Annotated in this window: 14 protein-coding genes and 1 tRNA gene; 10 read left to right on the forward strand and 5 right to left on the reverse strand. The window is 68.4% G+C overall.

The window, feature by feature from the left end:
• Positions 1-291: 291 nt before the first annotated feature.
• From KUM03_RS05230 to KUM03_RS05245, 5 genes are all read left to right on the forward strand, one after another.
• Positions 292-1,719: an amino acid permease gene (locus tag KUM03_RS05230; RefSeq protein WP_217245809.1), complete on the forward strand. Its 1,428-nt coding sequence runs from the start codon at positions 292-294 to the stop codon at positions 1,717-1,719.
• A gap of 145 nt (positions 1,720-1,864) precedes the next feature.
• Entirely contained in the window at positions 1,865-2,287 is a 423-nt protein-coding gene (locus KUM03_RS05235) for a Mov34/MPN/PAD-1 family protein (protein WP_100049234.1), read from the forward strand.
• Positions 2,288-2,377: 90 nt separating this feature from the next.
• Positions 2,378-2,473 (forward strand): putative leader peptide, encoded by a 96-nt coding sequence (locus KUM03_RS39170; protein WP_310873142.1) that lies wholly within the window; start codon positions 2,378-2,380, stop codon positions 2,471-2,473.
• Positions 2,474-2,573: 100 nt separating this feature from the next.
• Positions 2,574-2,852, forward strand: coding sequence for a MoaD/ThiS family protein (locus KUM03_RS05240; protein ID WP_073723595.1), 279 nt, complete (start codon positions 2,574-2,576; stop codon positions 2,850-2,852).
• Between the two features lie 5 nt (positions 2,853-2,857).
• Positions 2,858-3,808 (forward strand): PLP-dependent cysteine synthase family protein, encoded by a 951-nt coding sequence (locus tag KUM03_RS05245; RefSeq protein ID WP_217245810.1) that lies wholly within the window; start codon positions 2,858-2,860, stop codon positions 3,806-3,808.
• A 7-nt stretch (positions 3,809-3,815) separates the two neighbouring features.
• Here the strand turns inward: KUM03_RS05245 and KUM03_RS05250 are convergent, their stop codons facing one another.
• On the reverse strand, positions 3,816-4,280 hold the full coding sequence (locus KUM03_RS05250) for a type II toxin-antitoxin system PemK/MazF family toxin (protein WP_217245811.1): 465 nt from the start codon (positions 4,278-4,280) through the stop codon (positions 3,816-3,818).
• 204 nt (positions 4,281-4,484) lie between these two features.
• On the opposite strand from KUM03_RS05250, the gene KUM03_RS05255 reads away from it, so the two are divergent.
• Positions 4,485-5,237, forward strand: a complete 753-nt coding sequence (locus tag KUM03_RS05255) for an MBL fold metallo-hydrolase (protein ID WP_217245812.1) — start codon at positions 4,485-4,487, stop codon at positions 5,235-5,237.
• Positions 5,238-5,309: 72 nt separating this feature from the next.
• Here the strand turns inward: KUM03_RS05255 and KUM03_RS05260 are convergent, their stop codons facing one another.
• Both KUM03_RS05260 and KUM03_RS05265 read right to left on the reverse strand, forming a co-directional pair.
• Positions 5,310-6,560, reverse strand: a complete 1,251-nt coding sequence (locus KUM03_RS05260) for a PTS transporter subunit EIIC (protein WP_217245813.1) — start codon at positions 6,558-6,560, stop codon at positions 5,310-5,312.
• Between the two features lie 227 nt (positions 6,561-6,787).
• Complete coding sequence (locus tag KUM03_RS05265; RefSeq protein ID WP_217245820.1) at positions 6,788-8,083, reverse strand: PTS transporter subunit EIIC; 1,296 nt, start codon at positions 8,081-8,083, stop codon at positions 6,788-6,790.
• A gap of 92 nt (positions 8,084-8,175) precedes the next feature.
• Here KUM03_RS05265 and KUM03_RS05270 point away from each other — a divergent pair, with 92 nt between their 5' ends.
• The 4 genes from KUM03_RS05270 to rdgB all read left to right on the forward strand — a co-directional run bounded on the left by KUM03_RS05270 (position 8,176) and on the right by rdgB (position 10,574).
• A complete protein-coding gene (locus tag KUM03_RS05270; RefSeq protein WP_073723583.1) occupies positions 8,176-8,475 on the forward strand; it encodes a glucose PTS transporter subunit EIIB in 300 nt (99 codons plus the stop codon).
• Between the two features lie 119 nt (positions 8,476-8,594).
• The gene (rph, locus tag KUM03_RS05275; RefSeq protein ID WP_217245814.1) at positions 8,595-9,335 is read left to right on the forward strand and encodes a ribonuclease PH; all 741 of its coding nucleotides are present in this window, start codon (positions 8,595-8,597) and stop codon (positions 9,333-9,335) included.
• Between the two features lie 194 nt (positions 9,336-9,529).
• Positions 9,530-9,937, forward strand: a complete 408-nt coding sequence (locus KUM03_RS05280) for a hypothetical protein (RefSeq protein WP_217245815.1) — start codon at positions 9,530-9,532, stop codon at positions 9,935-9,937.
• 34 nt (positions 9,938-9,971) lie between these two features.
• Complete coding sequence (rdgB, locus tag KUM03_RS05285) at positions 9,972-10,574, forward strand: RdgB/HAM1 family non-canonical purine NTP pyrophosphatase (RefSeq protein WP_217245816.1); 603 nt, start codon at positions 9,972-9,974, stop codon at positions 10,572-10,574.
• 41 nt (positions 10,575-10,615) lie between these two features.
• Here the strand turns inward: rdgB and KUM03_RS05290 are convergent.
• Together KUM03_RS05290 and KUM03_RS05295 are read right to left on the reverse strand one after the other, a co-directional pair.
• A tRNA-Leu gene (locus KUM03_RS05290) sits at positions 10,616-10,699 on the reverse strand.
• Between the two features lie 54 nt (positions 10,700-10,753).
• Complete coding sequence (locus tag KUM03_RS05295; RefSeq protein ID WP_217245821.1) at positions 10,754-11,755, reverse strand: HNH endonuclease; 1,002 nt, start codon at positions 11,753-11,755, stop codon at positions 10,754-10,756.
• Positions 11,756-11,990: the final 235 nt, after the last annotated feature.

An 11,990-nucleotide genomic window follows, 5' to 3' on the forward strand; every position in this document is an offset into this window, starting at 1 on the left:
TCGTCAAAGAGTCATCCCTCTTCGCCCGCCTCGGGTGCCTTTTGTCCCGTTATGACTGTGTGGTGCGTCACACTGCGCCCCTGTGATCGGCGTCGCAGCCGTGGTAAATCTTCACGACCGCCCGGCGAACACCACCCGAATGTTCGGCCGGGTGCGCCACCGAGCCGGCGGACCGCCGGCCAGGCAGAGAGCGGGACGTGAGGCCCGCTCAGCTCCATCATCCGGGGGGATCGAGACCCGATCCGCGGCCGACGACAGGCCCGGGTCGGCATGGAGAAAGGCGCACCACACATGACCTCTGCGCAGGTCGACACGGAGAAAGCACCTGAAGAGGGCTACGAGCGCGGACTCAACAGCCGTCAGGTCCAGATGATCGCGATCGGCGGCGCCATCGGCGTCGGCCTCTTCCTGGGCGCCGGGGCCAACATCGCCAAGGCCGGACCCAGCATCATCCTCATGTACGCCCTCGCGGGCGTGATCATCTTCTTCATCATGCGGGCGCTCGGCGAGCTGCTCCTCTACCGTCCCGTCTCCGGCTCCTTCGCCGAGTACTCACGCGAGTTCCTCGGCCCCTTCTTCGGATACTTCACCGGCTGGACGTACTGGCTGATGTGGGTGGTCACCGGCATGGCGGAGCTCACCGCCGCCGCCATCTACATCCACTACTGGTTCCCGGAGATCCCGCAATGGGTCTCCGCCCTCGTCTTCCTCGTCCTGCTCTTCGTCGCCAACCTGATCTCGGTCAAGCTGTTCGGCGAGATCGAGTTCTGGTTCTCGATGGTCAAGGTCACCGCCATCATCGGCATGATCGTGATCGGCATCGGCGTCCTCACCCTCGGCTTCAGCCAGGCCGGCGACACCGCCGCCGTCTCCAACCTGTGGGAGTTCGACGGCTTCTTCCCCAAGGGCATCGGCTCGTCCCTGATGACCCTCCAGGGCGTCATGTTCGCCTACCTCGCCGTCGAGCTGGTCGGCGTCACCGCCGGCGAGTCCGAGAACCCGGAGAAGACCCTCCCCAAGGCGATCAACACCCTGCCCTGGCGCATCGCCCTCTTCTACGTCGGCGCCCTCACCGTCATCCTGGCGGTGGTCAAGTGGACCGAGTTCGCCGAGGGCGTCAGCCCCTTCGTGGAGGCCTTCACCGTCATCGGCATCCCGGCCGGCGCCGGCATCGTCAACTTCGTCGTGCTCACCGCCGCCCTGTCCTCCTGCAACTCCGGCATGTACTCCACCGGCCGCATGCTGCGCACCCTCGCGGACAACGGCGAGGCCCCCGGCGTCTTCCGGCGGCTGTCGTCCACCAAGACCCCGGCCCTCGGCATCGGCGTCTCGGTGATCTTCATGGGCATCGGCGTGGTCCTCAACTACACCGTCCCGGAGAAGGCGTTCGGCTACGTCACCTCCGTCGCCACCGCCGCCGGCATCTGGACCTGGCTGATGATCCTGATCAGCCACGTCCGCTACCGCCGCAAGGTCGTCGCGGGCCGCCTGCCCGCCTCCTCCTTCCCGGCGCCGGGCGGCTCGGTGTGCTCCTACATCGCCATCGCCTTCCTCCTCTTCGTCACCTGCCTGATCGCCTACGACGCCGACGCCCGCGTCTGCCTGTACGTGATGGCCGGCTGGGCCGCCGCCCTCGGCATCGGCTGGGCCGTGCTGAAGAGCCGCAACCCGGAGGTCACCGAGCGGCGCGGCGAGCCGGACCTGGAGAAGATCGTCTGACCTGCGCGTTCTCGCGCATCCGGGACGTCCGGTCACCGGGGACGCTCGTGGCCTCCTCACCGGCCGCCGCTCAGGATGTCCAGCATGTGGGCCACCCCGTACCACCCACCGGTACGGGGTGGCCCTTCTGCTTATCCTGGGCCGCATGCTGACCATCACCCAGGCCCTGTACGACCAGATCGTCGCCCACGCGCGCGAGGACCACCCCGACGAGGCGTGCGGCGTGGTGGCCGGTCCCGTGGGCGAGGGCCGCCCCGAGCGGTTCATCCCGATGCTCAACGCCGCCCGCTCGCCCACGTTCTACGAGTTCGACTCGCAGGACCTGCTCAAGCTCTACCGCGAGATGGACGACCGCGACGAGGAGCCGGTGGTCATCTACCACTCCCACACCGCCACCGAGGCCTACCCCTCCCGCACCGACATCACCTACGCCAACGAACCCGGCGCCCACTACGTCCTGGTCTCCACGGCCGACACCGACGACGCCGGGGACTTCCAGTTCCGTTCGTTCCGCATCCTGGACGGAGAGGTGACGGAGGAGGAGGTCAAGGTCGTGGACGCGTACTGAAACTCCCTTCGTATCGCATCGCGGATGGAGGGCGTCCAGCAGGTGAGATCACACTCCGGAAGCCGGTCCGGGAATCGATACGATGAGCCCATGGTTCTTCTCGACGTGAGCGAAAAGGCGCCGGGCACGTTGCTCGTGGCGCGGCTGCACGTCGACCTGTGCAGGCTGAACAGCGCCATCTGTTGATCTTCCGCTGCCGCCGGACGGCCGTACGCCGCGGCGGGCTGCCGCGTGCCACCGCGCGCCTCACCGAACCCACGACACCTTCCGACAGGAGCCCTCAGCCATGGCCATCGAGGTCCGCATCCCGACCATCCTCCGCCAGTACACCGACGGCCAGAAGGCGGTGGAGGGCACCGGGGACACCCTCGCCCAGCTCTTCGCCGACCTCGAGACCCGGCACACGGGCATCCAGGCGCGCATCGTGGACGGGGAGCAGCTGCGCCGCTTCGTCAACGTCTACCTGAACGACGAGGACGTCCGCTTCCTCGACGGCATCGACACCAAGCTGTCCGACGGCGACAGCATCACGATCCTGCCGGCCGTCGCCGGCGGTATGGCCTGATCGGGATGCGGTACGACTCCCCGCTGGCCGCGGTGGGCAACACCCCTCTGGTGCGCCTGCCGCGGCTCTCGCCGTCCGACGACGTCCGCATCTGGGCCAAGCTGGAGGACCGCAACCCCACCGGCTCGATCAAGGACCGCCCCGCGCTCCACATGATCGAACAGGCCGAGAAGGACGGCCGCCTCACCCCCGGCTGCACGATCCTGGAGCCCACCAGCGGCAACACCGGCATCTCGCTCGCCATGGCCGCCAAGCTCAAGGGCTACCGCATCGTCTGCGTCATGCCCGAGAACACCTCCCAGGAACGCCGGGACCTGCTCGCCATGTGGGGCGCGGAGATCATCTCCTCCCCGGCCGCGGGCGGTTCCAACACCGCCGTACGGGTCGCCAAGGAACTCTCCGCCGAGCACCCGGACTGGGTCATGCTCTACCAGTACGGCAACCCGGACAACGCCGGCGCCCACTACGCGGGCACCGGTCCGGAGATCCTCGCCGACCTTCCGTCCATCACCCACTTCGTCGCGGGCCTGGGGACGACGGGGACGTTGATGGGCGTCGGCCGCTACCTGCGCGAGAACAAGCCCGACGTGAAGATCGTCGCCGCCGAACCGCGCTACGACGACCTGGTCTACGGCCTGCGCAACCTCGACGAGGGCTTCGTGCCCGAGCTGTACGACGCCTCCGTCCTCACCACCCGCTTCTCCGTCGGCTCGGCGGACGCCGTGACCCGCACCCGGGAACTCCTCCAGCAGGAGGGCATCTTCGCGGGCGTCTCCACCGGCGCCGCCCTGCACGCCGCGATCGGCGTCGGGAAGAAGGCGGTGAAGGCCGGCGAGAGCGCCGACATCGTGTTCGTCGTCGCCGACGGCGGCTGGAAGTACCTCTCCACCGGCGTCTACACCGCGGCCACCACCGAAGAGGCCATCGACACCCTCCAGGGCCAGCTCTGGGCCTGACCGCCGCTCACCGGGCGAGGTGACGCACCTGGTCCCACAGGGCCGGGTCCACCTCGCCCACCCGGCGCCGGAAGTCCCGCACCGGCACCCGGCGCAGCTCGTCCGTCTCCAGGAAGCTCGTCCGCCCCCGCGCGTCACCCACCGAGCCCGGCGGCAGCGTGATCACCCCGGCCCGCTCCTCCCGGTACCGGCTGGTGATCTTCGCGACCAGCGCGCGCCGCCCGCGCACCGAGATCACCAGGCACGGCCGGTCCTTCGCGCCGTCGGTGTCCTCGTACGGCACGTTCGCCCACCAGATCTCCGCGGGCCGCGGCCGCGCCGCCCGCCCCCTCGGCCCCGTGGGCCGCCCCGGCGGACGCCGGCTGCCACCCGGACGCGGCGGCCGCCGCCCCCGCCCCCACCCGTCGACGATCACGGCGACGAAGGCGAGCAGTACCACCGCCGCGAAGGCGAGCCACCAGGACGTGTCCATACCAACGACGGTACCGGCGCACACGCCCGCCGCGCGCCCCCTCCCTGGCCCCGCGCGCCCCTGGTCCAGCCGAACCGGTGACAGCACAGGTGAGTTCGCCCACAACGGCCCCTGGCGGAGGAGCGACCAAAGGTTTTGCGCCTTACGCTCGACAAACCGCACGACCCCCGTCTCTCCACACGCGCCAGCGGAGGTTTCTGCTTCATGAAGCTCACCGTCGTCGGCTGCTCGGGGTCGTTCCCGTCCGCGGAATCGGCCTGCTCGAGCTACCTCGTCGAGGCCGACGGCTTCCGGCTGCTCCTCGACATGGGTAACGGCGCCCTGGGCGAGCTGCAGCGCCACTGCGGTCTCTACGACCTCGACGCGATCTTCCTCAGCCACCTGCACGCCGACCACTGCATCGACATGTGCGCCTACTTCGTGGCGCGCTACTACCGGCACGACGGCGGCCGCTGCGACCCCCTCCCGGTCTACGGCCCCGAGGGCACCGAGCACCGGCTCACCACCGCCTACGCCGACACCCCCTCGGCCTCCTCCATGAGCGAGGTCTTCGACTTCCACACGGTCAAGCCGGGCACCTTCGAGATCGGCCCGTTCACCGTGCACACCGACCGCGTCGCCCACCCCGTGGAGGCCTACGGCATCCGCGTCGAACACGGCGGCCGGTCACTGACCTACTCCGGCGACACGGGCGTCACCGCCGCACTGGACGAACTCGCCCGCGACACCGACCTCTTCCTGTGCGAGGCCGCCTTCACGCACGGCAAGGAGAGCATCCCCGACCTGCACCTCAACGGCCGCGAGGCGGGCGAGACGGCCACCCGCGCCGCCGCCCGGCGCCTGGTCCTCACCCACATCCCGCCGTGGACCGACCCCCGGGTCAACCTCGCCGACGCCCGCGAGGCCTACGACGGGCCGGTGGAGGTGGCGGCGGCGGGGGCGACGTACGAGATCTGAGCCCGGCACGGCGAAGGCCCTCGAACCGGAAGAAACGGTTCGAGGGCCTTCGTCATGCCGTACGGGGGAGACTCACGCCTTCGTGAGGTCCTCGATCTCCTCCTCGGGCTCGCGGCCCGGGGTCTTCAGGTTGAACTTGACGATCGCGAAGCGGAACGTCACGTAGTAGATCACCGCGAAGACCAGACCGATCGGAATGATCAGCCATGGCTTGGTGGCCAGATGCCAGTTCAGCGCGTAGTCGATGAAACCGGCCGAGAAGTTGAAGCCGGCGTGCACACCCAGGCCCCACGTGACCGCCATCGAGATCGCGGTGAGCACCGCGTGCAGCACGTACAGGACCGGCGCGATGAACATGAACGAGAACTCGATCGGCTCGGTCACACCCGTCACGAACGAGGTCGCGGCCAGGGAGACCATCATGCCCATCACGGCCTTGCGGCGCTCCGGACGGGCGCAGTGCGCGATGGCGATCGCGGCGGCCGGCAGACCGAACATCATGATCGGGAAGAAGCCGGACTGGAAGATGCCGGCGTCCGGGTCACCGGCCAGGAAGCGGGTGATGTCACCGTGCACGACCTCACCGGCGGCGTTGGTGAAGTCACCGAGCTGGAACCAGGCCACGGTGTTCACGAACTGGTGCATGCCGACCGGGATCAGCGCGCGGTTCACACCACCGAAGAGGGCCGCACCGCCGGCGCCCAGGCCGGTCATCCACTCGCCGAAGTTCGAGATGCCCTCACCGATGGGCTCCCAGACCAGACCGAAGAAGACACCGACCACGATGCCGACGAAGGCCATGATGATCGGCACCAGACGGCGGCCGTTGAAGAAGCCGAGCCAGTCCACCAGCTTCTTGCGGTGGTACCGCTGCCACAGCACGGCGGCGAGCAGACCCATGATGATGCCGCCGAGCACCCCGGGGTCGTTGTATGTGGCCGCGACGTCCTCGCCGTTCTTGACCACCGCCTCGGTGACCGGGAAGGCCTCCAGGACCTTGCTGTAGACCAGGAAGCCGACCACCGCGGCCAGCGCGGTCGAACCGTCCGCCTTCTTGGCGAAGCCGATGGCCACGCCTATGCAGAACAGGATCGGCAGCGAGCCGGTGAGCGCACCGCCCGCGTTGTTGAAGACGGCGGCGACCTTGTCCCAGCCCAGGCCGTCCTTGCCGAAGATGTCGTCCTGGCCGAGCCGGACCATGATGCCCGCCGCCGGCAGCACGGCGATCGGGAGCTGCAGGCTGCGGCCGACCTTCTGCAGACCCTGGAAAAGACCAGATCCCCGCTTCTTTGCGGGGGCCGCCTTGTCGGTGGCGGTGCTCATACTTCCTCCATCGGGTGGTGGTCTACACCACTCAGTGGTGTAGACCTGTTGTAGCACGATGAAGGTGGCGTAAGGAACCCGTAATTCCGCTACCGGAGCGCTACGCGCAGTACCGGTCCCCAGCCCCTGGCCACAGGTCTGTGAAGGCGTACCGAAGGCCCCCGGACCAAGGGTCCGAGGGCCTTCGCAAGACCATCCCCAAAGAGTACGCGAGGGGCGCGAGAGGTCTACACCTTCGTGACGTCCTCCACCTCGTCCTCCGGCTCCCGACCCGGCGTCTTCAGGTCGAACTTCGTGATCGCGAACCGGAAGATCACGTAGTACACGACCGCGAAACACAGACCGATCGGAATGATCAGCCACGGCTTCGTCGCCAGGTTCCAGTTGATGACGTAGTCGATCAGCCCCGCCGAGAAGCTGAACCCGTCCTTCACGCCCAGCCCCCACGTCACCGCCATCGACACACCCGTCAGCACCGCGTGCACCGCGTACAGCGCCGGAGCGATGAAGAGGAACGAGTACTCCAGCGGCTCCGTGATCCCCGTCACGAACGACGTCAGCGCCACCGACAGCATCAGACCGCCCACCTCCTTGCGGCGGTGCGGCTTCGCACAGTGCGTGATCGCCAGCGCCGCGGCCGGCAGCGCGAACATCATGATCGGGAAGAAGCCGGTGGTGAACTGCCCCGCGTTCGGATCGCCCGCCAGGAACATGTTGATGTCGCCGTGCACCACCGTGCCGTCCGGCTTCGTGTACGAACCGAACTGGAACCACATCGGCACGTTCAGGAACTGATGCAGACCGATCACCAGCAACGCCCGGTTCGCCAACCCGAACACACCCGCACCCCACGCGCCCAGCCCCGTCAGCCAGTCACTGAAGCTCTCCAGCGCGTCACCGATCGGCGGCCACACCCACAGACACAACGCCGCGAACGCGATCGCCACGAACGCCATGATGATCGGCACCAGCCGGCGCCCGTTGAAGAACCCGAGCCAGTCCACCAGCTTCGTACGGTGGAACCGCTGCCAGAAGTACGCCGCCAGCAACCCCATCACGATGCCGCCGAACACCCCCGGATTCTGGTACGTGAACGCCGTCACCGTCCCCGAACCGTCCGTCAGCTGACAGCCGACCTGCGGAACCGCCTCCGAACCCTCCGGGCAGTCCTCTGGGAACTGCCGCAGCACGTTCCAGTAGACGAGGAACCCCGCCACCGCCGCCAGCGCCGTCGAACCGTCCGCCTTCTTCGCCATCCCGATGGCCACGCCGACGCAGAACAGCAGCGGCAGCCCCAGCGAACCGTCCAGCAGCGCGCCACCCGCGCCGGTCATCACCTTCGAGACGTTGGTCCACCCCAGGCCGTCGTCACCGAAGACGTCCGGCTGCCCCAGACGATTGAGAATGCCCGCCGCGGGCAGGACCGCGATGGGCAACTGCAGACTGCGGCCCATCTTCTGCAGCCCCTGGAACGCCTTGTTCCAGCGGGCACGGGCGGGGCTGACCGCGCTGTCGGCACTCATCCGGTCTCCATCCGGTCGCCGGTACACTGGTGTAGACCAGTTGACAGACGGCTCCGCCGCCGTGACGCCATCATTCGGCACCAGCCCCACCGATGGCTCGCGAAGATGGGCCAACTGTGGGTTACTGCCACAAAGCGGCTCGGATCAGGGAGAAGAACATGGCCAGCAAGGCTGAGAAGATCGTCGCCGGCCTCGGCGGCTTGGACAACATCGAAGAGGTCGAAGGCTGCATCACCCGCCTCCGCACCGAGGTCAACGACCCCGGCCTGGTCAACGAAGCCGCCCTGAAGGCCGCCGGCGCCCACGGCGTCGTCAAGATGGGCACCGCCATCCAGGTCGTCATCGGCACCGACGCCGACCCGATCGCAGCGGAAATCGAAGACATGATGTAAGCGCCCCGCGCGCATCAGCGCGCACGAGCGCGCACCGGGCGCCGAAAAGCGCCCCCAGGGGCCCTCCCACCACACACCACGGGAAGGGCCCCTCCCCATGCCCCGCTAGGCTCACCCGCATGTCACGCATCGACGGCCGCACCCCCCAGCAGCTCCGCCCCGTCACCATCGAACGAGGCTGGAGCAAGCACGCCGAAGGCTCCGTCCTCGTCTCCTTCGGCGACACCAAAGTCCTCTGCAACGCCTCCGTCACCGAAGGCGTCCCCCGCTGGCGCAAGGGCAGCGGCGAAGGCTGGGTCACCGCCGAATACGCCATGCTCCCCCGCGCCACCAACACCCGCGGCGACCGCGAGTCCGTCAAGGGCCGCATCGGCGGACGCACCCACGAGATCAGCCGCCTCATCGGCCGCTCCCTGCGCGCCGTCATCGACTACAAGGCACTCGGCGAGAACACCATCGTCCTCGACTGCGACGTCCTCCAGGCCGACGGCGGCACCCGCACCGCCGCCATCACCGGCGCCTACGTCGCCCTCGCCGACGCCATCACCTGGGCCCAGCACACCAAGAAGCTGATCAAGCCCAGCCGCAAGCCGCTGACCGGCACCGTCTCCGCCGTCTCCGTCGGCATCGTCGACGGCACCCCGCTCCTCGACCTGCGCTACGAGGAAGACGTCCGCGCCGACACCGACATGAACGTCGTCTGCACCGGCGACGGACGCTTCGTCGAGGTCCAGGGCACCGCCGAGGCCGAGCCCTTCGACCGCGACGAGCTCAACACCCTCCTCGACCTCGCCGCCGCCGGCTGCACGGAACTGGCCGAACTCCAGCGCAAGGCGCTTGATACCGTCCTCGAAAAGTAAAGAGCAGACCAAGAGCACGCCAAGAAAGGCGGCCGGGACACGCAACTCGACCGCCCGCCACAGCGTCACTAGCAGTACGAGCGACAGCACAGCAGTTCCACGGGCGTACGACCGACACCGGCCGTACGCCCGACGCCGCCGCACCGACCGAACACGGGCCGCCCGGCCCTGTCCCAAGGGGAGGACCGAGACCCATGGCCGCGAGCCGCCACCGCCGCCTTCGCCGCACCACCGTCACCGCCGCAGCCGTGGCGACCTTCGCCCTGACGGCCGGCCTCACCACCGGGTGCGACGCCGTCGACAAGGCACTCGACTGCGTCCAGACCGCCGACGCCATAGCCGACAGCGTCACCGCTCTCCAGCAGGCCGTGGAGAACGCGTCCAACGACCCGACGCAGCTCGAGGAATCCCTCAACTCCATAGACAAGAACCTCGACAAGATCGGCGACCAGACCGACAACGCGGACGTCGGCAAGGCCGTCGACGACCTCGGCAAGGCCGTCGACAACGTCCGCACCTCCGTCGAGAACGGCGACAACACCCCCGACCTCGGCCCGGTCACCGACGCGGCCGGCGAACTGACCAAGGTCTGCACGCCGTGATCCAGGGGTCATGGGGTCCGGAATACTGGACCCCATGACCCGCCTGATCCTCGCCACCCGCAACGCCGGAAAGATCACCGAACTCAGGGCCATCCTCGCCGACGCGGGCCTGCCCCACGACCTCGTCGGCGCGGACGCCTACCCGGAGATTCCCGACGTCAAGGAAACCGGCGTCACTTTCGCCGAGAACGCCCTCCTCAAGGCCCACGCCCTCGCCCAGGCCACCGGCCTGCCCGCCGTCGCCGACGACTCCGGCCTCTGCGTCGACGTCCTCAACGGCGCGCCGGGCATCTTCTCCGCCCGCTGGGCCGGCCGCCACGGCGACGACAAGGCCAACCTCGACCTCCTCCTCGCCCAGATCGCCGACATCGCCGACGAACACCGGGCCGCCCACTTCGCCTGCGCGGCGGCGTTGGCCCTCCCCGACGGCACGGAACGGGTCGTCGAGGGCCAACTCCGAGGCACCCTCCGCCACGCCCCCGCCGGCACGGGCGGCTTCGGCTACGACCCGATCCTCCAGCCGGAGGGCGAGACGCGAACCTGCGCGGAACTGACGGCGGAGGAGAAGAACGCGATCAGCCACCGGGGGGAGGCGTTCAGGGCGCTGGTGCCGGTGGTGCGGGAGCTGCTCGGCTGAGGCTCGCGGAAGGGGCCGCCCGATGGACGGCCCCTCTGCTGTGCGGCCGGTGGGATTCGAACCCACACGGGCTTTCGCCCACGGCGACCTAAACGCCGCTCGGCTGCCAATTACGACACGGCCGCTCAAAAACGGTCACAGTGCTCGACCGGTGGCAACCAGTGTACGGGGGGAAGGGGTCACCCTGCGAGGGGCGCCCTGCCCTTCCGGCGGCACCAGGTCTCTGTCAGGGCGTGGCAGTTGGGGCAGAGGTACCGCAGGTTCTCCCGACGGTTGTCCCGCCAGATCCCATTGACATGGTCGATCTGAAGGGTGATGGGCTGACCGAGCCATGCGCCGGTGTTACCGCAGGTCTCGCAGGAGTACGGCACTCCGATCTCCCCCAGGGCTCTATGCAGTTGGGCCCTGTTGGTTCGGCCGGCGTGAGCTGGGAGAACGATCAGCACTCGGTGAGCGGTAGGTGTTGGGGCGGGCGGTTCTGCTCGCCCCCAGGACCTGCGCTCGAAATGACTGGTGTCGATCCCCAAACGCGCGACCGCGCGGCGGACCCGGCGATGGTTGACATCACTAACCTCCAGGCCGAGGCTGCGCATGACGTCGGCGTAGCTCGTGCAACGTGGGACAAACTTGCGGAGCTGCTCTTCCAGAATATGCAGACGCCGGTGTGAGAAGTGACTCGTGTCGACGCCCTGGGCGCTCATCATGCGACGCAGTGTGGCGCGCGAGCGGCTGTCGTCCGGTACTCCCAGTGCACGTGCGACCGCTCGGACGCTGGTCACTGCTGCCGCCGCGGTACGAAGTTCATCGGTAGTGAAGGGCAGGTCTACGTCGGCCTGGTTGAGACCGGGGAAGTGGCTCACGTCGATTCCTGCTGCGCTGATGCGACGCCGGATGTGGGACAGGGTCCCAGTGGCCGGAGTCGCACCCAGCTTCAGCGCCACCTCCCGTAGCGATGATGACGAGGCGGCGGCCTCAGCGATGGCCGCGTCTGGATATTTGCGCCAGGGACTGCGCTTGACGAAGTGGCCCGTGTCCAGCCCGTATCCGTTGACCTTTTCCTGAAGCACCCTTCGTTGGCCGCCGCTCGCCTTGAGGCCGAGCCGCCGCATCAAATCTGCCCAGTTCCGAGCTTCGGCGACGGCCTCCTCCAGCCGCTCCCGGCTGTACGCACTCGCCCCCATCACGTCCCCTCCGTCCCCGGCCACGCGTTCGCAGCCTCGTACGGAGTAACGAACCGTTTATCGGACGGTCACGCACGGAATGCGGAAGGGCCCGTACCGGAAAGCTACGGCACGGGCCCCGCCAAAAAGGGGAACTCAGAGGTCGTTCTCTTTCCGAACCCCGTGTGCGGATTCCGCTGGTCAGGCATGGGAACGCAGGTGTTGCGGAAGTCTCGGCTCGTTACTGGCCGAGATG

It is taken from the genome of Streptomyces sp. AC602_WCS936 (assembly GCF_019049125.1).
Classification (GTDB): domain Bacteria; phylum Actinomycetota; class Actinomycetes; order Streptomycetales; family Streptomycetaceae; genus Streptomyces.

Coding starts and splice junctions, on each gene's coding strand:
- KUM03_RS05230 (WP_217245809.1), top strand. CDS start 292: ATGACCTCTGCGCAGGTCGACACGGAGAAAGCACCTGAAGAGGGCTAC.
- KUM03_RS05235 (WP_100049234.1), top strand. CDS start 1,865: ATGCTGACCATCACCCAGGCCCTGTACGACCAGATCGTCGCCCACGCG.
- KUM03_RS39170 (WP_310873142.1), top strand. CDS start 2,378: ATGGTTCTTCTCGACGTGAGCGAAAAGGCGCCGGGCACGTTGCTCGTG.
- KUM03_RS05240 (WP_073723595.1), top strand. CDS start 2,574: ATGGCCATCGAGGTCCGCATCCCGACCATCCTCCGCCAGTACACCGAC.
- KUM03_RS05245 (WP_217245810.1), top strand. CDS start 2,858: ATGCGGTACGACTCCCCGCTGGCCGCGGTGGGCAACACCCCTCTGGTG.
- KUM03_RS05250 (WP_217245811.1), bottom strand. CDS start 4,280: ATGGACACGTCCTGGTGGCTCGCCTTCGCGGCGGTGGTACTGCTCGCC.
- KUM03_RS05255 (WP_217245812.1), top strand. CDS start 4,485: ATGAAGCTCACCGTCGTCGGCTGCTCGGGGTCGTTCCCGTCCGCGGAA.
- KUM03_RS05260 (WP_217245813.1), bottom strand. CDS start 6,560: ATGAGCACCGCCACCGACAAGGCGGCCCCCGCAAAGAAGCGGGGATCT.
- KUM03_RS05265 (WP_217245820.1), bottom strand. CDS start 8,083: ATGAGTGCCGACAGCGCGGTCAGCCCCGCCCGTGCCCGCTGGAACAAG.
- KUM03_RS05270 (WP_073723583.1), top strand. CDS start 8,176: ATGGCTCGCGAAGATGGGCCAACTGTGGGTTACTGCCACAAAGCGGCT.
- rph (WP_217245814.1), top strand. CDS start 8,595: ATGTCACGCATCGACGGCCGCACCCCCCAGCAGCTCCGCCCCGTCACC.
- KUM03_RS05280 (WP_217245815.1), top strand. CDS start 9,530: ATGGCCGCGAGCCGCCACCGCCGCCTTCGCCGCACCACCGTCACCGCC.
- rdgB (WP_217245816.1), top strand. CDS start 9,972: ATGACCCGCCTGATCCTCGCCACCCGCAACGCCGGAAAGATCACCGAA.
- KUM03_RS05295 (WP_217245821.1), bottom strand. CDS start 11,755: ATGGGGGCGAGTGCGTACAGCCGGGAGCGGCTGGAGGAGGCCGTCGCC.